This window comes from Bradyrhizobium sp. BRP56 (assembly GCF_020194035.1).
Classification (GTDB): Bacteria; Pseudomonadota; Alphaproteobacteria; order Rhizobiales; family Xanthobacteraceae; genus Bradyrhizobium; species Bradyrhizobium australafricanum.
In genome coordinates this window covers 103,361-123,685 of sequence record NZ_JADYVV010000010.1, presented here as the reverse complement: position 1 = coordinate 123,685, position 20,325 = coordinate 103,361, and the positions used below count along the sequence as shown (strand labels likewise).

At 64.0% G+C, this 20,325-nt stretch carries 28 protein-coding genes; 11 read left to right on the top strand and 17 right to left on the bottom strand.

Going from position 1 to position 20,325, the window contains the following annotated elements; all coding sequences use genetic code 11:
* Positions 1-96: 96 nt before the first annotated feature.
* On the top strand, positions 97-390 hold the full coding sequence (locus I6F38_RS09905) for a hypothetical protein (protein ID WP_026193017.1): 294 nt from the start codon (positions 97-99) through the stop codon (positions 388-390).
* Positions 391-543: 153 nt separating this feature from the next.
* Positions 544-864, top strand: coding sequence for a hypothetical protein (locus I6F38_RS09900; RefSeq protein ID WP_050387610.1), 321 nt, complete (start codon positions 544-546; stop codon positions 862-864).
* A gap of 57 nt (positions 865-921) precedes the next feature.
* Here I6F38_RS09900 and I6F38_RS09895 read toward each other — a convergent pair whose 3' ends face one another.
* From I6F38_RS09895 to I6F38_RS09865, 7 genes are all read right to left on the bottom strand, one after another.
* Positions 922-1,194, bottom strand: a complete 273-nt coding sequence (locus I6F38_RS09895) for a hypothetical protein (RefSeq protein WP_225160164.1) — start codon at positions 1,192-1,194, stop codon at positions 922-924.
* A 119-nt stretch (positions 1,195-1,313) separates the two neighbouring features.
* Positions 1,314-2,357 (bottom strand): phosphatase PAP2 family protein, encoded by a 1,044-nt coding sequence (locus tag I6F38_RS09890; RefSeq protein ID WP_225160163.1) that lies wholly within the window; start codon positions 2,355-2,357, stop codon positions 1,314-1,316.
* A gap of 188 nt (positions 2,358-2,545) precedes the next feature.
* On the bottom strand, positions 2,546-3,049 hold the full coding sequence (locus I6F38_RS09885) for a GNAT family N-acetyltransferase (RefSeq protein WP_225160162.1): 504 nt from the start codon (positions 3,047-3,049) through the stop codon (positions 2,546-2,548).
* A 34-nt stretch (positions 3,050-3,083) separates the two neighbouring features.
* On the bottom strand, positions 3,084-3,515 hold the full coding sequence (locus I6F38_RS09880) for a DUF1801 domain-containing protein (protein ID WP_225160161.1): 432 nt from the start codon (positions 3,513-3,515) through the stop codon (positions 3,084-3,086).
* Positions 3,516-3,554: 39 nt separating this feature from the next.
* A complete protein-coding gene (locus tag I6F38_RS09875) occupies positions 3,555-3,782 on the bottom strand; it encodes a hypothetical protein (protein WP_225160160.1) in 228 nt (75 codons plus the stop codon).
* A gap of 197 nt (positions 3,783-3,979) precedes the next feature.
* Positions 3,980-4,411, bottom strand: coding sequence for an SRPBCC domain-containing protein (locus I6F38_RS09870; RefSeq protein ID WP_225160159.1), 432 nt, complete (start codon positions 4,409-4,411; stop codon positions 3,980-3,982).
* Positions 4,408-4,731 carry a metalloregulator ArsR/SmtB family transcription factor gene (locus I6F38_RS09865; protein ID WP_016846748.1) on the bottom strand — a complete coding sequence of 108 codons (324 nt, stop codon included), beginning with the start codon at positions 4,729-4,731 and terminating at the stop codon, positions 4,408-4,410. The genes I6F38_RS09870 and I6F38_RS09865 overlap by 4 nt, the downstream gene beginning before the upstream one ends.
* Positions 4,732-5,505: 774 nt before the next feature.
* Between I6F38_RS09865 and I6F38_RS09860 the strand changes: the two genes are divergently transcribed.
* Positions 5,506-6,258, top strand: a complete 753-nt coding sequence (locus I6F38_RS09860) for a carbonic anhydrase (RefSeq protein ID WP_092084928.1) — start codon at positions 5,506-5,508, stop codon at positions 6,256-6,258.
* Between the two features lie 401 nt (positions 6,259-6,659).
* On the opposite strand, the gene I6F38_RS09855 is transcribed toward I6F38_RS09860, so the two are convergent.
* The gene (locus tag I6F38_RS09855) at positions 6,660-7,445 is read right to left on the bottom strand and encodes a fumarylacetoacetate hydrolase family protein (RefSeq protein WP_225160158.1); all 786 of its coding nucleotides are present in this window, start codon (positions 7,443-7,445) and stop codon (positions 6,660-6,662) included.
* 108 nt (positions 7,446-7,553) lie between these two features.
* On the bottom strand, positions 7,554-8,582 hold the full coding sequence (locus I6F38_RS09850; RefSeq protein WP_225160157.1) for an aldehyde reductase: 1,029 nt from the start codon (positions 8,580-8,582) through the stop codon (positions 7,554-7,556).
* Between the two features lie 98 nt (positions 8,583-8,680).
* Between I6F38_RS09850 and I6F38_RS09845 the strand changes: the two genes are divergently transcribed.
* Complete coding sequence (locus tag I6F38_RS09845; RefSeq protein WP_225160156.1) at positions 8,681-9,109, top strand: helix-turn-helix domain-containing protein; 429 nt, start codon at positions 8,681-8,683, stop codon at positions 9,107-9,109.
* A gap of 230 nt (positions 9,110-9,339) precedes the next feature.
* Here I6F38_RS09845 and I6F38_RS09840 read toward each other — a convergent pair whose 3' ends face one another.
* The 3 genes from I6F38_RS09840 to I6F38_RS09830 all read right to left on the bottom strand — a co-directional run bounded on the left by I6F38_RS09840 (position 9,340) and on the right by I6F38_RS09830 (position 11,573).
* Positions 9,340-10,146 carry a phytanoyl-CoA dioxygenase gene (locus I6F38_RS09840; RefSeq protein WP_225160155.1) on the bottom strand — a complete coding sequence of 269 codons (807 nt, stop codon included), beginning with the start codon at positions 10,144-10,146 and terminating at the stop codon, positions 9,340-9,342.
* 239 nt (positions 10,147-10,385) lie between these two features.
* A complete protein-coding gene (gene dksA / locus I6F38_RS09835; protein ID WP_170991616.1) occupies positions 10,386-10,751 on the bottom strand; it encodes an RNA polymerase-binding protein DksA in 366 nt (121 codons plus the stop codon).
* A 210-nt stretch (positions 10,752-10,961) separates the two neighbouring features.
* Positions 10,962-11,573: an NAD(P)-dependent oxidoreductase gene (locus I6F38_RS09830; RefSeq protein ID WP_225160154.1), complete on the bottom strand. Its 612-nt coding sequence runs from the start codon at positions 11,571-11,573 to the stop codon at positions 10,962-10,964.
* 104 nt (positions 11,574-11,677) lie between these two features.
* Here I6F38_RS09830 and I6F38_RS09825 point away from each other — a divergent pair, with 104 nt between their 5' ends.
* The gene (locus tag I6F38_RS09825) at positions 11,678-12,064 is read left to right on the top strand and encodes a helix-turn-helix domain-containing protein (RefSeq protein ID WP_225160153.1); all 387 of its coding nucleotides are present in this window, start codon (positions 11,678-11,680) and stop codon (positions 12,062-12,064) included.
* A 51-nt stretch (positions 12,065-12,115) separates the two neighbouring features.
* On the opposite strand, the gene I6F38_RS09820 is transcribed toward I6F38_RS09825, so the two are convergent.
* Positions 12,116-12,529, bottom strand: coding sequence for a flagellar assembly protein FliX (locus tag I6F38_RS09820; RefSeq protein ID WP_057016669.1), 414 nt, complete (start codon positions 12,527-12,529; stop codon positions 12,116-12,118).
* Positions 12,530-12,796: 267 nt separating this feature from the next.
* Here I6F38_RS09820 and I6F38_RS09815 point away from each other — a divergent pair, with 267 nt between their 5' ends.
* From I6F38_RS09815 to I6F38_RS09800, 4 genes are all read left to right on the top strand, one after another.
* On the top strand, positions 12,797-13,921 hold the full coding sequence (locus tag I6F38_RS09815) for a flagellar basal body P-ring protein FlgI (RefSeq protein WP_038385504.1): 1,125 nt from the start codon (positions 12,797-12,799) through the stop codon (positions 13,919-13,921).
* 32 nt (positions 13,922-13,953) lie between these two features.
* Entirely contained in the window at positions 13,954-14,277 is a 324-nt protein-coding gene (flgJ, locus tag I6F38_RS09810; RefSeq protein WP_225160190.1) for a flagellar assembly peptidoglycan hydrolase FlgJ, read from the top strand.
* Positions 14,278-14,296: 19 nt separating this feature from the next.
* On the top strand, positions 14,297-14,800 hold the full coding sequence (locus tag I6F38_RS09805) for a hypothetical protein (RefSeq protein ID WP_225160152.1): 504 nt from the start codon (positions 14,297-14,299) through the stop codon (positions 14,798-14,800).
* A 160-nt stretch (positions 14,801-14,960) separates the two neighbouring features.
* The gene (locus tag I6F38_RS09800) at positions 14,961-15,347 is read left to right on the top strand and encodes a hypothetical protein (protein WP_225160151.1); all 387 of its coding nucleotides are present in this window, start codon (positions 14,961-14,963) and stop codon (positions 15,345-15,347) included.
* Between the two features lie 17 nt (positions 15,348-15,364).
* On the opposite strand, the gene I6F38_RS09795 is transcribed toward I6F38_RS09800, so the two are convergent.
* The 3 genes from I6F38_RS09795 to I6F38_RS09785 all read right to left on the bottom strand — a co-directional run bounded on the left by I6F38_RS09795 (position 15,365) and on the right by I6F38_RS09785 (position 17,501).
* Positions 15,365-15,730 carry a hypothetical protein gene (locus tag I6F38_RS09795; protein ID WP_225160150.1) on the bottom strand — a complete coding sequence of 122 codons (366 nt, stop codon included), beginning with the start codon at positions 15,728-15,730 and terminating at the stop codon, positions 15,365-15,367.
* A 28-nt stretch (positions 15,731-15,758) separates the two neighbouring features.
* Positions 15,759-16,124, bottom strand: coding sequence for a flagellar biosynthesis regulator FlaF (flaF, locus tag I6F38_RS09790; RefSeq protein WP_016846762.1), 366 nt, complete (start codon positions 16,122-16,124; stop codon positions 15,759-15,761).
* Positions 16,125-16,331: 207 nt separating this feature from the next.
* Positions 16,332-17,501 (bottom strand): flagellin, encoded by a 1,170-nt coding sequence (locus I6F38_RS09785; RefSeq protein WP_225160149.1) that lies wholly within the window; start codon positions 17,499-17,501, stop codon positions 16,332-16,334.
* On the opposite strand from I6F38_RS09785, the gene I6F38_RS09780 reads away from it, so the two are divergent.
* A complete protein-coding gene (locus tag I6F38_RS09780) occupies positions 17,488-17,640 on the top strand; it encodes a hypothetical protein (protein ID WP_159109478.1) in 153 nt (50 codons plus the stop codon). The genes I6F38_RS09785 and I6F38_RS09780 overlap by 14 nt on opposite strands.
* 227 nt (positions 17,641-17,867) lie before the next feature.
* Entirely contained in the window at positions 17,868-18,299 is a 432-nt protein-coding gene (gene flbT, locus I6F38_RS09775) for a flagellar biosynthesis repressor FlbT (RefSeq protein WP_225160148.1), read from the top strand.
* A gap of 135 nt (positions 18,300-18,434) precedes the next feature.
* Here the strand turns inward: flbT and I6F38_RS09770 are convergent, their stop codons facing one another.
* Positions 18,435-20,318: a flagellar protein gene (locus I6F38_RS09770; protein ID WP_225160147.1), complete on the bottom strand. Its 1,884-nt coding sequence runs from the start codon at positions 20,316-20,318 to the stop codon at positions 18,435-18,437.
* Between the last annotated feature and the right edge of the window lie 7 nt (positions 20,319-20,325).

Below are 20,325 nucleotides of genomic sequence, written 5' to 3'. Positions count from 1 at the left end.
TCCGTCCGCAATCCCGATGGCGTCGCCACCCGGTCCGGCGTACGATCGCGCATGCGCGAAGCGCAGCCCGATCGATGCAGCCGGAAGGAGGAACGCATGTATGCCGCCATCCGTCACGCCAAGGCGAAGACTGGTAGCGCCGAGGAACTCGCGCGCCGGATCAAGGAAGGCGCGATCCCGATCATCAGCGACGTCGAAGGATTCATGGCCTATTACGTGGTCTATGCCGGCGACGATACGGTCACCGCGATCAGCGTCTTCAACAACCATGCCGGCGCCGAAGAGGCCAACCGCCGCGCGCTGGCCTGGATCGACGACAATCTCGGCCCATTGCTGGTCGGCCAGGCCACCGCAGTCGCAGGTCCCGTGATCGTGCACACCATAGCCTGACGGCCGCAACCGGCAAACTTCGCCCGGCAGAAGCTGCCCGCGGCGCGTCGTGCGCGCATGGCGGCGTCGCGATCCCCTTGAAATCACAGCTGCAACGAATGGCACGCCATTTGCTCCACGATTGCAGCATTGCAATGGGGACTGCGCGCGCAGATGACGTCGATCTCGGCCCTTGGATCGGTCACCGCCAGCATGACGACTGGCACATTGAAGAAACCGCTGACCGCCGACGCCACCGGCGGCAGTTCGCTCGGCGACACTGTCGAGCAGAAGTTTCTCAAATATGCGCAGATGAGCCCGATGGACCGGATGCGCGCGAACATCCTCAAAAGCATGGGCATGTCGGAAGAAGATCTCAAGAACATGACGCCGGATCAGCGCGCCGCGGTCGAGCAGAAGATCAAGGAGCTGATCGAGCAGGCGTTCCAGAAGAACGCCGGCAAGGCGGGCCAAGCGGTCGACATCTCGGCCTAGCGTGGCTGCATGCAAGCGCGACGCGGACCATCGGCGGCCTCATCGCCGAACCGATCGCTAGATCGGGTAGCGCCATTTGAGCGCGCGCCGCACCAACACCCAAGCCACGGCATCCACGAGCAGTACGAGCCATAGCAACGCCGGCGATGACCGAATGCCGATGTGAATGATCGTGTATGCCAGCCCGATCATAACGGCGAGCAGCGCAATCCACGTCCAGAAAAGCGGTGAGCGGAAGATTCCGGTTGGGGCAGCGTCGAGCAAGCTCGAGCCCGTCGGCGTTGGGACAAACGAGCCCAGCAGAGCTTCCCAAAGCGCTTCCCAATCCATTGAAGTCTGCTCCCCCTCTCCGATTTGCCGGATCCACGCTCGGCGGGTTCAGCTTGCAAGTCGCCGCCGGCATCAAACAGGGGCGATATCGCCTCGCTGACCGGCTCTGCGATCGCGTGCTAGGCGGACACGGCCTCCGGCACCGGTATTCCGCGCACGGTGGCGTACGATCTGCCGAGCATCGCCTCAACCGCCATCGCGGCCAGCCACAGCAGTGCACCGCAAGACAGATCGATGACGTAGTGCCCGCCGATCGGAACGGTTGCGATCAGCACAAGCGCATTCCAGATCAACGTGATGGCGAACAGCCATCTCGTCCCTGTCGTCGCACAAATCGTCATCAGGACGAGGCAAGTGTGAAACGACGGGAATGTCACCACGCCTTGCAGATTTCCAAACGACACGTTCGGAGACGCCGCATTGCGAAAATACTCGAACTTCGCGAGATGATAGATTCCGGCGCCGTCGGGAAGTTGCGCAAGCACCTCTATGGGATGGTGGAAATAAGCAAAAGCTCCCCTGGCGGGCCAGAACACTGAAAACGTCGCAGCGACAATCGCGGTCAGGCTGAACACGAATACGAGCTGCCAGAGCTTGTTGAAGAGTCCCATCATGGCCAGGAACGGAAACAGTGCGGCAAGCTGGAGCAGCCAGCTGTCGTAAGCTACAGATAGCAGATAGGACAGCAAGGGATGAGCCGCAAACCACCGGATCATGGACGGCAAGTCGACCCCGACGGCACGATCGGCGTTACTAAGGACGTCATCGATCAAGGGGAACTTGTATCGCAAGCCCACGAGGCTGATGACCGCAGCCGCCATGATTGACCAGCAAGTAGCGGCGACAGCTCCGCCCAGATGAGAGAGTGTCGGCGCGGTACGCCATTTGCCATAGACGACATGGACGATGATGAGGAACGCCATCATGCCGGAAAACAGCGCCAGATCCGTGGCGTCAATCGCGACCCGAAATCTCCAAAGCAGGAAGCCGGTGAAGCCGCCCGCCGCCACGACAACAAGCCAGGAGCCGAACATGCTCCATTTGTAGAGGTGGGTTCCCCGAGATGTCTCTGCCGCAGCATTGGCCTCTGGAGAGACCCTTCGCAGGGCAAGGATGTCCGCCGACGACACGATCGGTGACGGACCAACCAAATGACTGAGCATTCCGACTGCCATTCCAGCGGGCGTCTCAACACGAGACCCGCTCATTCCACAGCCACAGGTTTAGCAGTCATTGGTTAGGTTGCGTCGGTACACCGCTACAACCGGATGGATTTCATGTCCAATAGTGAACGGTTTATTTCGTTATATCTCTGAAAGGGGGAGTTGGGCTCCCATGCGCGAAGGCCCGGCTACTGACGGAGATCCAGCCTGTCGCTCAGGACAATGAAGACCTTGCCGCCGAAGTCGTATCGCGCGACCTCGCGCATGCCGAGCCGCAGATGCGCCTTCAGCGAGCGCGGATTGTCTTCCCTGATGAACAGGATTGCCTCGCGGCCGGGGAACGTCGCCTGAAGCTTCGCGTACAACGCCTCCAGCACGCCAAGGCCGCGCGCGTCCCGCGAGACGCACACCGGGCCGTAGACATATGCATCGGGACTGCCTGGCCAGGCCTTCAGCATGGCCTGCACCGGCGGCGCCTCGCCATATCCCTTCTCCGACGTCAGGAGCGCGCCGAGCAGTCTGCCCTCATCGTCGGTCGCGACGACGATCGATTGCCCGCTTGCAATGCGCGTCTCGATCACGTCGCGCGGCCATTGCCCGAGCAGCATGCCGCCGTGCTCCCCGTTGTTGGCCGTCAACAGCGCGGAGATGGGGTCCGCATCGGACAATGTGGCGAGCCTGGTCTTGATCATCGCGGATGGATCGCGAGCACCATGCCGGCGCAGCTCACGCCTTCTTCTTTGCGGTCGCGCGGGTACCCGCGGCCTTCTTTGCCGGCTTCTTCGCAGATTTCCTGGATTTGGCCTGGTTGAGCTCGATCGCGGCACGAATGAGCGCTTTGAGCGCGCGATCGTTGATCTTGTCGCCCTCGAACAGATCGATTGCGCGCCGCGCATTGCCCTCGAAGCCGGTGTTGAACAGTTTGTCGGGGTCCGGCAGCTGCGCGCCATACATGAAGGTCAGCTTGACCTTACCCTTGTGGGCATTGCCGACCGCAATGATGCCGTCGCGCGACCACACCGGGCTGCCCATCCACTTCCACTCTTCGATGATCTCAGGATCGGCGGCAAGGATGCTCTTGCGCAGGCTGGCGAGCGTCTTGCCGCGCCAGTCGGTGAGGTCCTCGATCATCCGGTCGATACGTTCCGATGCCGTCATTATTCTTGCCTCGCGTTCTGAGCCTCCATGCAACCACACTCAGGACGCCGAGGTCGAGCCTTTCGCGATCCGCCGCGGCGACAGATACGGCAACGCGAACAGATAGAGGCCGCTAAGCAGCATGAAGATTAGCGGGAACAGCGCCAGCAGGCCGATCCAGACCGCCTGCTGCTGCAGGATCATGGCGACGATGTTGATGATGACGGCAACCGTGAAGGCGATCGAGAGCCAGCGGTGCGATTGCCGGATCCAGTTGTTCCAGTTCAATGTGACCTCCTGTTGGATGATGTATGCACAATCGTCATTGCGAGGAGCTCGCGACAAAATTGCAGAGCAATTTTGCGCTGAAGCGACGAAGCAATCCATCTATCCGTGTATGCGGCGCGATGGATTGCTTCGCGGAGCCTGTCATCGGGCGGCGCTATGCGCCGACCCGTTGGCTCGCAATGACGAGAGAGAGACCGTCAACCTTCCCGCGCCATCAGCTGATCGAGATTCTCGAGGAACTGCTTCCATCCGGCATGGGCGCCGCCATAGGCCTGCTTCTGATGCGGCTGGAAGCCGGACTGCTCGACGCGCAGATGGGTGCCGGTCGCCGTCGGCGTCAGCGTGAAGACCACGACGCTCTCGAGATTGTAGGCGGCATCCGCATGCGCAAAATTCCAGGTGTAGGACAGCGTCCTGTGCGGCTCCACAGTGAGCACCTTGCAGTCCAGCACGCCGCCCCACTCGCCGCGCAGGTTGAAGCTGTGCCCGACCTCGGGCTTGAAGTCGTTCTTCATCAGCCACTCCTCCATCAGATGCGGTTGGGTCAGCGCGCGCCAGAGCTTTTCCGGCGGATGAGGAAATTCACGCTCGATGATCGCGGAGCGCGTTTCAGCGGTGGTCTTGTTCATTGGTCCATCCTTTTGAGGAGATCTTCGAGGTGATCGAACCGGTTCTGCCAGAAGCCCGCCATCTGGCTGGTCCAGTCGATCAGCGGCGCCAGCGCGCCGAGTTGCGCGCTGTAATGGGTCTGCCTGCCTTCATGGCGGTCGCGCACCAGCCCGGCCTGCTTCAACACGCCGAGATGCTTCGACACCGCCGGCTGCGAAATCCTGGCGCGGGCCGTCAACGCGCCGACGGTCTGTTCGCCCTCGCGGCACAGGCGCTCGAAGATGGCCCGGCGGGTCGGGTCTGCGAGGGTTCGAAACAGGATGTCATGAGCGTCTGGCATTTGCGATCAATAACCCATTGGTTATGGATTAACGTATAACCAGCCAGCTATGGATGAGTCAACCGCAAACTTCGGCGGCCCGACAGCGGCCGCGCCACCCGGGGTTTTCCGGCGCGATGGCACAACAAGACCGCCCGCGCCTTTCATAACCCGCAGGTTATCCAGCGGCGCCGATCGGCCCGTCGGGCAAATCCGGGCGGAACGAAGAGCAAAGCTCGGGCAAATCATGTCGCGAGAATGCGGAAGTTTGACTCACAACGCGCGCAACACATTCCATGTCGTCCTGGCGAAAGCCAGGACCCATTACCCCAAATGAGAGTTGTTGCGCGATGCTGGGGCCACGATCCCGTTCATCATCAGGTGCGGTGGTGGGTCCTGGCATTCGCCAGGACGACGATCGTGTGTGTGGAATCCGCTCTGTCATCACCCGGCTCGCCGCCTCCGCTGAAGCTTCGGCGCGCCAAGGATGCATGGCCTCGTCGAAGCCTTGGCGAAGACGGGACCGGGCGATCCAGTACGCCGCGGCCTCTCGGATCAAGCACAGCCGTCTCTGCAATACTGGATCACCCGCTTTCGCTTTAGCGGGTCATCACACCGCGCTGTTTGACATCTTGAATTGCGACTCGTCCTCACCGTCATCCCTGCCTAGTGCGCAATTGCACATGGGAGCAGGGACCGAGCATGAAACCGTGTCGTTGCGGTGGCACTGCGCATGATCTACAACCTTTGCACGGACGCGATTGCTATTCCCGGATAATTTTACGGAGATTTTTGATGTGCCAGCTTTGCGAAATCACAGCTCCCACCCAGACCTCCCGGCGCCGCTTCCTCGCTGCCGCGGCCTGCACCGCCGCCAGCCTCGCCCTTGCCCCGCCGGTTTCCGCCAAGGAAACCAAATCGCCGCCGAAGCCGCAGAATGTGCTGGCGCCGGACGCGGCGCTGGAGCGGCTGGTGAAGGGCAATCACCGCTATGTCGAAGGCGTCTCGCGGCGGCATGATTTCAAGCACGAGCGCGAGGCGCTGGCCGGCGGACAGAATCCGTTCGCCGGCATCCTGAGTTGCGCGGACTCCCGCATCGCACCGGAATACGCCTTCGACACCGGCCGCGGCGATCTGTTCGTCTGCCGCATCGCCGGCAATTTCGCCAGCGACGAGACCATCGCGAGTCTGGAATATGCATCGGCCGTGCTCAACGTGCCGCTGTTCATGGTGCTCGGCCACGACAGCTGCGGGGCGGTCGACGCCGCCATCAAGTCGCTGAAGGACAACACCACCCTGCCCGGCCATCTGCCCTCGCTGGTCAATGCGATCGCACCGGCGGTGAAGGCGACCGAGGGCAAGGGAGGCGACCGGCTCGCCAACGCCATCAGGCAGAACGTCATCGACAATGTCGCGAAGCTGAAATCGGCGACGCCGATCCTCAGCGCCGCGGTCGATCAGGGCAAGCTCAGGGTGGTCGGCGCAGTTTATCGGCTGACCGACGGCAAGGTCGAGCTCGTCACCGACGTCAAACGTCCGGCGACTTGAAAGTCAGGTGAATTCAGTAAAAGTCAGGTCAAGGTCGCGCTGCACACTCGGTGTCGTCCCTGCGAAAACAGGGACCCATACCCCGCGGCGGTTGTCGTGAACCGCGCTCGTCGTTCCCGCGCCGTGCAACAATCAGCATTCGTGGTTATGGGTCCCTGCTTTCGCACTAGCGTATATACATATCCTCCGCAGTCTTTCCGGAGTCTTCTCAAAGAGTTGGCCGAAAACCGCAGAGAACTTACTCATCTGCACTAGGGTTGCGCCCGCCGATTTCGGCTCTCGCCTAGTAGCTAACCCCTTGATGATGAGTCGGTTTTCTAGCCTCGAAGAGATGTGTAAATGCCCTAGTGCTTTCGCAGGGACGACATCTTTATGTGGAGCCAGGCTCGCACAACGTCGCCTCAGGTGAATGTCGCTTCCACCTTGCCGAGGCCGTCGAGCTCCATCACGACCGTATCGCCCGCGTTCAGCCACACCGTCTTGACCAGGCTGCCGGTCAGTACGATCTGGCCGGCATGCAGGCCACGGCCTTCAGTGGCGAGATGATTGGCGAGCCAGGCGAGCGCGTTGTGGGGGTGCCCGAGCACGTCGGCGCCGGTGCCGCGGCCTTCTTCCTTGCCGTTGACGATCGCGCGTCCCGCGACCGCGCGCAGATCGGGCACGGTGATGCGCGGCACCTCCTCCCCGAGCACGCAACCGGCGGCGAAGAAGTCGTCGGCAATCAGCGTCGGCGCGCCCAATGTCTCCCATTTGACGTAGCGGTCGTCGACGATCTCGATCGCGGGATAGTAGGCATCGATCGCTTCCGCGACCCATTCGGCGGTAAACGGCGCCTCGCTGGGAGCGAGATTGCGGGCGAGCCGCACCGCGATCTCGCACTCGACGCCGACATGGACGAACTCGGCCGCCGGCAGCCGCACGCCGCTGTCATGCACGACCTTCTCGAACACGCCACCGACGCAGGGGTGCGGGATGTTGATATATTCCTGCATCACTGCGCTGGTGCAGCCGATCTTGTAGCCGACGAGGCTGCCCACGTGTGGCTGCATCAGAGCGTGCAGCGCGTACTGCACCTGATAGCCTTCGGCCTCGTCGCGCGGCACCACGTCCTTCGGAAGCGCCTTGAGCGGCGCCCGGCTGCGACGCGCGCTGGCGATCGCCTTTGCGGCCGCGAGGACCCGATCCATCTGCGCAGCCTCCCTGGTGTTCTCGGCGGCGCGGTGGCGCCTCCGTCTGCTCGCTGCAATTCAGCACTCGCCGACGCGTCTGGCAAGCACGCTGCACGGGAGCTGCCGTCAGCCCTTGATGAGGCCGAGCCGGATCAGGCTCTCGGCGGTCGCGACGATCATCTCCTCATTGCCGCGCGGGCGCCAGCCGAGCAGGTGCTGCGCCTTGGCGCTGGTCGCGCGGCGCACCTTGCCGAGCAGCGGCAGCGCGGCACGGGCCATCGGGTTGCGCCGTGCGGCGAGCCGCATCATCCAGTCCGGCGCCTGGAACCGCGGCACGCGCCGCGCCTTGCTGCCGAGCTTTGCGCGCAGCACCCGGGCGACCCCGAGGATCGACATGGTCTCGCCGGCGACCGCCAGGAAGCGCTCACCGCTGGCCTCGGGGGACATCATGGCGCGCAGATGCAGGTCGGCGACATCGCGGACGTCGACGAGGCCGAAATGGATCCGCGGCACCGCCGGCATCGCGCCGTCGAGCAGCGCCTTGATGATGCCGATCGACTCGGAGAAATCGGCACCGAGCGCCGGGCCGAACACCGCGGTAGGGTTGACCACGGCAAGCTCGAGGCCATTGCCTTCGCGCGCCACGAAATCCCAGGCGGCGCGCTCGGCCAGCGTCTTGGATTTCGGATAGGCCTGCACGCCCTCGCCATCGAGATTGGACCATACGGTCTCGTTGAACGGCGCTGCCTGCGGCGGATGGCCGTAGCCGATTGCCGCGAACGACGACGTCACGACCACGCGCTTGACGCCAGCGTCACGCGCGGCGCGCAACACCCGCAGCGTGCCTTCCCGCGCCGGGACGATCAGCTCGTTCTCGTCCTCGGGCACATAGGCGCCGAGCGGCGATGCGACATGCAGCACGTAGTCGCACCCGGTGGCCGCCTCGCGCCAACCGTCGTCGCGCAAAAGGTCGGCGATGACGAAGCCGACCTGGTCGGGCGCCAGCGCGCCACCCTCGCGCAGCATCGCGATCACGTCGTTGCTGCGACCCGGATTGCGCACCGTCGTTCGCACCGCATGCCCGTCGGCGAGCAGCTGCAGGATGGTATGCACGCCGATGAATCCCGATCCGCCTGTGACCAAAACCGTGCTCATGTCCCTGCCCTCTTCATGGTTCGGCGGATGGGCCCAACATTGCACTGCCCGCCCTGCACAGGCCGCATCTGGTCACTATCTGACCTTGGACAAGTAGGATGAAATTCGAGACCGGTATGGAAAACAATACCAGCGATATGTGTGACGGCGGTGAATGCGAGAGCTGCCCCACCGACCCCAATGTGCTGATCGAATTCAAGCACGCGATCCACGCGCTCGGGGGAAAATGGAAGCTCGAGATCCTGTTCACGCTGATGAATGGCGGCGTGCGGTTCGGCGCGCTGCGCCGCGCGCTCGCGCCGATCACCCAGCACATGCTGACCGCGCAGCTGCGCGAGCTCGAGCGCGACGGCCTGGTGGCGCGCAAGGTGCTCGCCGAGAAGCCGCTGCAGGTCGAGTACGAGCTGACGGATTCGGCCTGGAGCCTGACGCCGGCTTTCCGCGAATTGCTGGCATGGTCGAAGACGTTCGGCCCGCGCCGCAATAGCGCGGCAAGCACGACGACGCTCGGAGCCGGACTGACCTGAACGTCGTCTCGCCATAAACCGTTTCGACATAGGAATTACATTCCCTCTCCCGCTTGCGGGGTCCGAGGCGAGCGAAGCTCGCTCTCGAGGCTAGGGTGGGGTATCTCCACGTATCACATCGCGGAAAGAGCCCCCACCTGCATTGCATCTGTCGATGCAATGCGACCTCCCCCGCAAGCGGGAGAGGTGCAGCGAATGCGTGGCAAGGCTTGACCACGCATCATCGGACTTCACTTCATGCCAAGCGCGCGCCGGATCGCGATCTCGACCGGCGAATACGCGCCATCCGCGCGTTCCAGCCGGTATGGTTCGCCGGCAGCGAGCGACGGCTGGGCCATGAAGCGCGGCGTCGTGCCCTGATGCTTCTGCGCGGCATGCACCAGCAACGGATGACACAGATAGACCGTGCCGGCCTCGCCGGTTGCGAGCGCGACCTCGCAGTCGGCGCCGACATCGTCGAGCACCATGCGTGCGCGCCCGGCCTCGCCCGCCGGCGCGAGGTAGCGGGCCATCGGCCAATGCGAGCCGACCCTGATCCGGGTTGGCGCATCGTCCTTTCCGACGTCGGAGAACAGGAACAGCAGCAACAGCGCCCGGCCGCGCGAGACGACATTGGCCCGCCAGGCGGAGAAGTCGCTGCGCTCGTTCGGGTCGCAATCCTCGCCGGGGAAGCTGACGTCGACGTGCCAGCCGGCATCGCCGGGATCGTCCGGATGCGGGAAGCGCACCGGAAAGGTTCCGATGTCGGCGCGCGGGCGCCAGTGGCCGGGACCGGCGATCTGGTCGAACGCCCGGTGCAGCAGCGGCGTGTTGATCGCTTCGCGAAACGGTGCACCGCCATAGCCGGGCAGCCGGATCACCGGTTGGGTCCAAGTCAAAGGATCGTGCTCGCTGCATGGCAGGTCGCGCCACATGACGGCGCGTCCCCGGTCGGCGAGTTCCCGGGGAAAGGCGCTGTCGATCCGGACAAAGCCCTGTTGGATGAATTGCTCGATCTGCGCGCCGTCAAGCGCACGCGCATCGTTTCGATGGGTCATGATTGTCTCTCAAACTGTCGCCAGCCATCGATGCTCCGCGATGCGCGGAACCTGACCGGCTCATTCGGTTTCACCTGGAATCCCAGGAGCGAAAGCTCGTGGGGCCGCTCAGCGCTTCCGGGAGGAAGCGGGATCAGCCCAGGAAAAACACCGAAGCGATGTTGAGAGTGCGTGTCATCATGGCGGCGCGAACGTACAACCGGTACGCGCCGGTAGCAATCCGTGGCGATCCGTCGCCACTATTCGTCGCGATAGACCTTCTCTCGCTTCTCGTGGCGTTCCTGCGCCTCCACCGACAGCGTTGCGATCGGGCGAGCTTCGAGCCGCTTCAGCGAGATCGGTTCACCGGTCTCTTCGCAATAGCCGTAGGTGTTGTCTTCGATGCGCTGGAGCGCCGCGTCGATCTTGGAGATCAGCTTGCGCTGACGGTCGCGGGCACGAAGTTCGATCGCGCGGTCGGTTTCCGAGGACGCTCGGTCCGCGAGGTCGGGATGATTGACGTTCTCTTCCTGCAACGTCTGCAACGTGACCTTCGATTCGCGGAGGATTTCATCCTTCCAGGCCAGCAGCTTGGCGCGGAAATAATCGCGCTGCCGCTCATTCATGAAAGGCTCTTTTTCAGTCGGCCGGTAGTTCTTCAGCTTTTCCAAAGGCAGCCATGTCCCTGTCAGGCGGAGGGAACACAACTCCTCCGCGCGGCGCCTTATATAGCCACGTCATGTGACAGACAATATCTGCCACCGCGAAAGGAGGGCCGCCCCCAAGGCCTTGCACAGGCAAACTTATCCGGCCTGCCCGGGGACGGCCCTGCCCCCTCAATAACCGACCGTGAAACGCCGGCGAATATGGGCCGGACGCTCGATTTCGTCGGCGAGTGCAACTGCGAAATCCTCGAACGAGATCGAGCTTTTGCCGTCGGCTGCGGTCAGGAGCTGGTCGGTTCCGAGGCGGAACTTGCCGGTCCGCTCGCCCGCCACGAACAGGGCCGAGGGCGACAAGAAGGTCCAGTTCAGGTCCTTCTCCTGGCGCAGCAGGTCGAGGAATTCAGCCCCCTTGGAGGCCTCGGCCTTGTATTGGGGCGGAAAGTTGGGGGTGGTCACCAGGCGGACGCCCGGCGCCACCTCGAGGCTGCCGGCGCCGCCGACCACGAGATAGCGGCCGACCCCGGATGCCTTGGCCGCCCCGATCAGCTTGGCGGGGTCGCTGGCCAGGAAATGGATCGAACTGACCGCGGCATCGTGGCCGGCCCACAGCGCGGCCAGGGCGGCCTGGTCGTTCGCGTCACCCTTGCGGGCCGTGACATTGGGCAGGCTGGCGATCTTCTCCGGGTTGCGGGCGATGGCGGTGACGGCGTGGCCGCGGCGGCCGAGTTCCGCGGCGATGCGCGAGCCGGCCTGGCCGGACGCGCCGGCGATGGCGATCTTCATCTCAAGTCTCCGCTTGATGGTTTCCAATGGTGACTAGATAGCGAAAAGGATGTAGGTGTGAAGAAGGCACTCTTGCCTCACCTGATCACGCCGGAGTAACCGCGATGAAAGCCACGAGCCTCAAGCCGGACGCCTATGCCGCCAATTGCCCGACGCGCCAGATCCTCGACCGGGTCGGCGACAAATGGGCGGTGCTGATCCTGCTGCTGCTGCGCAGCGAGCCGATGCGCTTCAACCAGCTTCGACGCGCCATCGAAGGCATCTCGCAGAAGATGCTGTCGCAGGTGCTGAAAAGCCTGGAGCGCGACGGGCTGCTGCGTCGGCGGGCGATCGCAACGGTGCCGGTGACGGTGGAGTATTCAATCACGCCGCTCGGATCGACGCTCGCCGAAGCCGTCGATCCGCTGCGCGACTGGGCCGAACGGAATCTGAAGGACGTGCTGGCCGCGCAGCGCCGCTACGACACGCAGCGCAAGGCGCTGGCGGCCTGAGGCACCTGCAGGCACTGGCGGCGTGGGACAGGTGAGTTGATCGGGAGGAGCCTAGTATTGCCCGGCCTTGGCGAGCTCGACCTCGACGCGCAGTTCGATCTCGCCGAGCACGGCATCGAGGCCGGGGTCGCCGGAAGATTCCTTCAGGCTCGCCGCGGCGTCACGCAGCCGGTTCACCGTGGAGGAATCGAAATTGCCGGACAGCAGACCGAGCTTGAGCGCATCGAGCACGTCGAGCGCGCCCTTGCCGCGGGCCACCGAGCGCTTGCGGCGCTCGGTCGGGTCCTCGACGCCCTGCAGCGCGAGCAGCGCATCGAGGCTGGCGGCGGCCTTCGGCGCCGCGGTGGAGCGGACCTCCTCCTGCGCGGTCGTCGCATCCGGCAGCGAGAAGCCGCTCGACGAGGTGCGCCGCGTGGCGCTGGTGGACGTGCCAAGCGTGGTGCCGTTCGGTCCGTAGATGCGCATCGTCGTGATGATCCCGCAGGCCTGAATGGGCCGAGCATCGTGTTTTATGGTTAACGGCGCGTAAACTACCCGGCAATTTCTGCCGCCGCGCGGCAGTTTCGCGCTCCCTGGCGAACCGGAGCAAAATGACGACCCGACAATTTCGATAAATATATCAACACATTGCCCAAGCGAAGCAGAGTGGCACGCAGCTCGCATGGTTAATGGCGGATCGCCGTCATGGGAGTGTCGCGCAATCCGCGAGTTCAGTTCGAGGGGAGCATCGGGATGCCCGGCATCCGCATCGCAAATCTGTTCGGAGTGGCCTGCGCCGCGCTGCTGGCGCTGGCGGCCTCCGTCATGCCGGCGGCCGCGACGTCGCGGATCAAGGATCTCGCCAATATCGAGGGCGTGCGCCAGAACCAGCTGATCGGCTACGGCCTCGTGGTCGGCCTCAACGGCACCGGCGATACGCTCAACAACATCCCCTTCACCAAGCAATCGCTGCAAGCGATGCTCGAGCGCATGGGCGTCAACATCCGCGGCGCCACCATCCGCACCGGCAACGTCGCCGCCGTGATGGTGACCGGCAATCTGCCGGCGTTCGGCACCCAGGGCACGCGCATGGACGTCACCGTCTCGGCGCTCGGCGATGCCAAGAACCTGCAGGGCGGCACCCTGCTCGTCACCCCCCTGCTCGGCGCCGACGGCAATGTCTATGCGGTGGCGCAGGGATCGGTGGCGGTCGCCGGCTTCGCGGCCGAAGGTGCCGCCGCCAGCGTCGTGCGCGGCGTGCCGACCGTCGGCCGGATCGCCAACGGCGCCATCATCGAGCGCGAAATCGAATTCGCGCTCAACCGCCTGCCCAATGTGCGCCTCGCGCTGCGCAACGCCGACTTCACCACCGCCAAGCGGATCGCCGCCGCGGTCAACGACTATCTCGGCGTCAAGACCGCCGAGCCGATCGATCCCTCCACGGTGCAGCTTGCGATCCCGACGGAATTCAAGGGCAACGTCGTCGCCTTCCTGACCGAGATCGAGCAGCTGCAGGTCGATCCCGATCTGGTGGCCAAGATCGTGATCGACGAGCGCTCCGGCATCATCGTGATGGGCCGCGACGTTCGCGTCGCCACCGTCGCCGTCGCGCAGGGCAATCTCACCGTCTCGATCTCCGAGAGTCCGCAGGTCAGCCAGCCCAATCCGCTGTCGCGCGGCCGGACAGTCGTGACACCGCGCACCAGCGTCGGCGTCAGCGAGGACGGCAAGAAGTTCGCCGTGGTCAAGGACGGCGTCTCGCTGCAGCAGCTGGTCGACGGCCTCAATGGCCTCGGCATCGGACCGCGCGACCTCATCAGTATCCTGCAGGCGATCAAGGCCGCCGGCGCGATCGAAGCCGACATCGAGGTGATGTGATGGCGAGCCTGATCAACAGCACCACCGGCAGCATGCCGAACAAGGCGTTGATGCCGATGTTCAACGGCCGCCCCGATCCCGTGCTGCAGGACGCGCTGAAGAAGGTGACACCGCAGCAGGCCGCCAAGGCGAAGTCGACCGCGACCGATTTCGAATCGATGTTCCTGAATTCGATGTTCTCGCAGATGACGACCGGCCTGAAGGGCGATGGCCCGTACGGCGACACCGTCGGCACCGGCGCATGGCGGTCGATGCTGACCGACGAATACTCGAAGAATTTCGCCAAGGCCGGCGGCGTCGGCATTTCCAACGAAGTGTTCCGCTCGCTGATCCTGCAGCAGGCGAACAAGGGCTAGGGTTTCAAGGAGCAGCGCGATGAACCAGCGTCCACAGCAGCCGCGGCCAGTAGCATCCGCCCCCGCCGCGCGGTCCGCGACGTCGACGCCGCCGGACGTCGCGCGTCTCGCCAACGAGCTGACCGAGGTGATGAGCGGCCTGCTTGCCGTGATCGAGCAGGAGACCGAGTTCGTCCGCGCCGGCAAGACCCGCGAGGGCATGCGGCTCGAGCCGCAGAAGTCCGAGCTGTCGCGGCGCTACATGCTCGCGGTGGAGCATCTGAAATCGATGCAGAAGATGCTGTCGCAGACCGATCCCGAGCTGCTCGCGACACTGCGCCGTCATCACGAGACGTTCCGCGCCATGCTGCAGGTCAATTTGACCGTGCTTGCGACGGCGCACGCCGTCTCCGAAGGCATCGTGCGCGGCGTCAATGCCGAGGTGCAGCGCCGCAACATTCCGAACACCTATACCGCAAGCGGACAGCGCGCCACGCCGGGCCCGCGCAACATGACGCCGATCGCGATCAGCCGCACACTCTGACGCCTACGCCTACAATTTAGCTCAATTCGACGCCGCCCCGGCAGCGCGGCATTCAGCGTGTTTTCTAACAGCCTATTGAGAGGTTCCCCGTAGAGTTGCGGACCGTGAGGGGTTGGGATTTGACTCAAGCAAACTAGTGCCTGTGCACTACGAGGCTGCCATGAGTACAGATTTCAACATCAAGCCGGTGGGGGCACCGGTCGCGGCGCCGATGGTCTCTCCCACGAGCGATACGGCGCAGAAGGCGGTCAAGACTGAACTGCCGGCGAGCCAGAGCGTCACCGCTCCGGAGCCGAGCGTGCGCGTCACCATCGATCCCAACGCCGTCAACGCATCGATTTCAAATCAGGCTCCGTCGGTCAGCGACCAGGTCATCATCGACCGCGACGCGCGCGCCGTGGTCTATCAGGTGGTCGATAATCGCACGAATTTGGTGGTGAGGCAGTTTCCGGAAGAAGCCGTATTGCGCCGCCGCGCCTATTTCCACGCGCTCGATCTCGGCAAGGACGCGCCGACGCGGGTGCGCGCCACCGATCGCCGCGCCTAGCGCGGAGCAACGACCGCTCAGGTCTTTTGCGTGGCGTAGGCCTTGTCGAGATAGGTCGCTCCGGTGGCCGGATCGGTGACGACATTGGCAATCAACGCCGTCCCCTGCTGCACCAGCGCGAACTTGGTATCGCCGATCCGGAACCCGCCGTCCTTGATCAGCACGTCCTGATACTTGCTGGTGCCGTCGCTCTGGTAGTGGACCTTGGCGCGGAAGCCATCGAGGTTCGACACCGAGATGTTGAACGACTTGTTGTTGGCGTACTTGCCGCTCCAGCTGCCCTCATAGAGGTTCGGATCGACAGCCACATAGGGCGTCTTCGACGGGACCGTCAGGCCGGCGGCCTTGTAGTTGGCCGACAGGATGCTCAACACGTCGGCCATGCCGAGGGCTCCGTCAGGAATCGATCGATCAGCCGCGACCCGAGAGGCCGGCGGCGATATTGCAGTTGATATCGATCAGCGACTTCAATTTCGCCGGATCCGGATTCATCTGGATGTCGACGGTCTGCTTCATCACGAACACGCCGATATTGGCGATGTTCTGGCGAATCTCGAGCGGCTGCGGATTGTCGTCGCCCTGCGCGGCGCTGAGGAAGATCGACCACAGCCGGCGGTTGAACAGCAACGCGTGATCGAGCGCCTTGTCGGGACCGTTCCAGTTCGTCTGAACTTCCTGCAGCTGCCGCGCGGCCTTCAACAGCGCCTGCGCTTCGATTTCACGTGGGGACGCCGTCGTCGTGGAGGTACGAGCGTAGGCCTGGGCTGCATTCGACATTCAATGACCTCGATGGGATGCGGATTTCTCGAGCCGCGAAGACGCAATTCTAGCGCCCGATATTTATGCATCCGGCGCCTTTAAATATGGTTAGCAGGCGTTACGAAATGCGTCGTTCTGACGGCATGGACAGACACCGTAATATCCCGGAGACAAAAGAAAACGGCGGGGTTTCCCCCGCCGTTCTCGAAGCAATTGCCGGCGCGCTTAGCGGAGCAGCTGCAGCACGCTCTGTTGGCTCTGGTTGGCGAGCGCCAGCGCGGAGACCGCTATCGACTGGCGGGTCGACAGCGCCTGGCTGTTGGCCGCTTCCTCGTTGGTGTCGGCCAGCGTCAGGTTGGACGAACCGGTCTGCAGCACGTTGATCAGGTTCTTCGAGAAGTCCTGACGGATCTGCACGATCGACAGGTTCGAACCGAGCGTCGAGGCTTCGCTGCGCAACGCGGAGCTCGCCGTGCTCAGCGACGAGATGACGCTGTTCGCCGAGTTGTTGTCGAGGAAGTCGGTGCCGGCGGTCAGCGCCTTCAGACCGAGGCCGCTGGCATTGAAGGTGACGCCGGTGATGCTGAGCGTCGACTTGCCGGTCTCGTTGAAGGTCAGCTTCAGGCTGTCGCCGTTCAACAGGTTGATGCCGTTGAACGAGGCGTCCTGCGCCGTGGTCGTGATCTGCGCGATGGTGTTGTTGTACTGCGTCACCAGAGCGGCGCGCGCCGACTGCGAGGCCTGGTCGGCAACCGGGGCCGTGCCGGCCGCGCTGAACGTCGCGGTGCCGCCGCCGGTGTTGGTGAAGGTCACCGCACCGATCGTCGAGGACGCCGCGTCATTGGTCGTGGTGATGACGAGCTTGTTGGAGCTGTCGAGGCTCGCCGTCAGGTTGCTGGCCGCCAGCGACGTGTTCAGCTGCGCCAGCGACGTGCTGGCTCCGAAGGTGAAGCTGAAGGCGGGCTGACCGGCCGATGCCGCGATCGCCAGCACGTCGCCGCTCTTGATCGTGGTGCCGTCGACGAGGTTGGCAGACGTGCCGCCGAGCGCCGCAGTCGAGGTGACCTGCGACCTGGTGGTGTAGCCGGTCGGGCTCTGCAGCACCTGATTGGCGATCGACTTCGCCGTATCGACCAGCTTCTGCAGCGAGGTGATGCCGGTGTTGGCGGCCTGCAGCACCTGCACGCCGTTGCCGATGCCGTCGAGCAGGTTGTTGATGTCGCTGGCACGGTTGTCGAGCGACTGCGCGGTGAAGAAGTTGGTCGGGTTGTCGAGCGCCGTGTTGACCTTCTTGCCGGTGGCAAGACGGTTCTGCGTCGTGGAGAGCAGATCGGCGGTGGACTGGAGGGAGAGGAGGTTCTGGCGAACGGAGGAGGAGAGAATGATATCGGACATTTTCATACCTTTCTGGTGTGAAACTGAGGAAAAAGCCGCTCCAATCCTTTCTGATCGGGCGGATGGCCGATCCTGCGGTCTGGCCGCGAAGGAAAAAGAAATCTCCGGCACGGTATTTGAGACAAAGGCCGAAGAATAAAACTGTCGCCATTGGGCGAGGTTCGCCCCGAAAACTACTGAGACGATTGACAATTCCGGCCAGATAACCACGCCAGCGCCCGCCCCTCGTTCACCAAGCATTAACCATCATGGGAAAGGATCGCTGTCGCATCGGCCCCTGCCCGCAACGGCGGCTGCTAAGCAGTGCCGAACCACTTCGCTCCGCCAGCGAAGACGTCGCGCGACTGCAGGCAAAGGAGAACGGTCATGGCCCTGAAGGTCGAACTCAAACCGAACGAACGCATCATCGTCGGCAATTGCGTGATCACCAACACCGACCAGCGCGCCCGCCTGCTGATCGACGGCGACCGCATCCCGATCCTGCGCGAGAAGGATATCCTGACGCCCGAGACCGCGGACACGCCGGCGAAGCTGATCTATCTGGCCGTGCAGCTGATGTATCTGTCGCCGGACCCGATGGCGCACCACCCGACCTATTTCAGCCTGGTGCGCGACATCATCACCGCGATGCCGAGCGCGTGGCCGTTCATCGAAAACGTCAACAACTTCATCCTCAACGGCGACCTCTATCACGCGCTGAAGGAGTCCAAGAAGCTGATCGCACACGAGGAGAAGCTGCTGGAAACCGCGCGCGACCAGCAGAACGCCGATCGCGACGACGCACGCAAGAGCGCGTAGAGCTTCTTGTTTTGACGCGCTTTCTTCACGCGAACCGGCGTCCACTTCGCTTGAAAACGCTCTAGCCCCACTCGCCTCAACGAAAAAGGCCTCCGCGCGGAGGCCTTTGGCTGGCTGGAGTTCAGGGGCGCGCGATCAGCTGATCGGCAGGTATTTCAGCAGCGTCGTTTGATACAGCATCGACGTGGTCTGGTACGACGCCTGCAAGCTGGTTTGCAGCGCCAGGATCTTGGTCGCGACCTCGTCCTGATTGACGCCCTCGACCGAGTCGAGCATCGTTTCCGCCATCCCCTTGAGCTGGGTCTGCCGATCGGTGGCCGCCTTGGTCGCGGTCTGGGCACCGGCGAACTCGGCCTGCACGTCCTGGATCTGCTGCTGACCGTTCTGCGGGGCGAGGTTGGCGCTCACGCGCTGCGCGAGCGCCGTCACCTGCGCGCTCGCATTCGGGTTGCTGGCATTGGTGGTGACGGCTGCGTACACCGCGACGTTCTGCAGCAAATAGCGGAAGGCCTGTTCGTTGGCGCGCGCGCCATACTGCACGGTGATCGACTGATCGACCTGGGCGACCGCGGTGCCGCGCGCCGACCCCGGGCCATTCTCACCGGTGTACCAGTAGACGGTGTTGCCGGGCGTGCCCGCGACCAGGTTGGTCGCGGTGTCGAACGGCGGTCCCCCTACCCTGAGCGGCGCCGGCGCTGCGGTGGTGTTGTTGGCGATGCCGAGCGCGCCAAGTGCGGCCGTGTTGGTGCTCGAGATCGACAGGCTCTCGCCGTCGGCGCCGTGCAGGGTGATCGCGCCGTTGCTGATAGTCGACGGGTTCTTGGTGCCGCTGATCTGGTCGATCTTGGCCATCAGCGTCTGCGCGCTGTCGGTGACGTTGACCTGATTGCCGGTGGCGCCCGAGGCCACGAAGGTGATCGGCGTGCCGTTCACCGTGATGGTGTCGCCGGCGGCAAAGCTCGTCGACAGCGAGTCGGTGCCCGTCGCCCCCGACAGCGCCGTGGCGCCGCTGATCGGAGCCGGCGGCGTGTTGTGGTTGTTGACCGCGGCGCCCGAGACGGTCGCGACCGGATTGAAGAAATTGTTCGACGCCGCGACCGCGGACGCCGCGACCAGCGACGTGTCGCTCAACGTCTTGATCGATGAGATCAGCGTCGACTGCAGGTTGGCCGTCGTCGCCGCGGTGTCGGCGCCGATCAGGAACGAGCCGGTGGGCGGCGGGTTCGTCGTGGTCGCCGTGAGTTCGATCGCTTCGGTGGTGCCGTCGGGCAGCGTGAAGTTGAACTTGATCTTGTCGCCGTCCTTCGGATTGACGGCGCCGAGATCGACCGAAGCTGATTTCGGCGTGCCGGCCGGCTGCGTCACCGTGGCGCCGCCCGTCAACGACGACTGCACTGACAAAAGCTTCAGGCCGAACGGCGAGCCGTCCTCGGCGATACTCGTGACCGTCGTGGTCGCCGGCGGCGACGAGACGCTCACGCGCCCCATCATGCCGGCGCCCTGATCGGCCTGCTTGCGCTCATTGATGAGTTGCGTCAGGCCGGCCTGGGTGGCCGTGCCCTTGAGCATGGTATCGGCGGACACCGTGGCCGGCGTATCCATCGCGCGGCCGGAAAACAGATAGCGGTCGCCCGACTGGCTGTTCAGCATCGCGACCGCGTTGGCGAAGGCCGCCTGCGCCGTGATCTGGCCCGAGGTCTGGCCGCTGTCGTTGAGCGTCAGCGTCGCCGTCGTCGCGGCGTTTTTCACCTGGGTCCCGACGTCGGACAGGCCCTGCAAGGTGAGGTTCGCGACGCTCAGGCGCGTGTTGAGGTTGGTGGCGGTATCGGAGAACGCGTTGATGCCGCTGATCTGCGCGCGCAGGCTGAGCGCGAAACCGCGATCGAGCCCCTGCCCCGCATAGGTCGTCGATACCTTGCCGGTCGCAAGCTGCGTGGTCAGGTCATTGAGCTGATTCCGCAGGTTGAGGATCGTGGTGCCGATATAGGAAGTTCTGCCGCTTACGCCGTCGATCGACATGTTACCC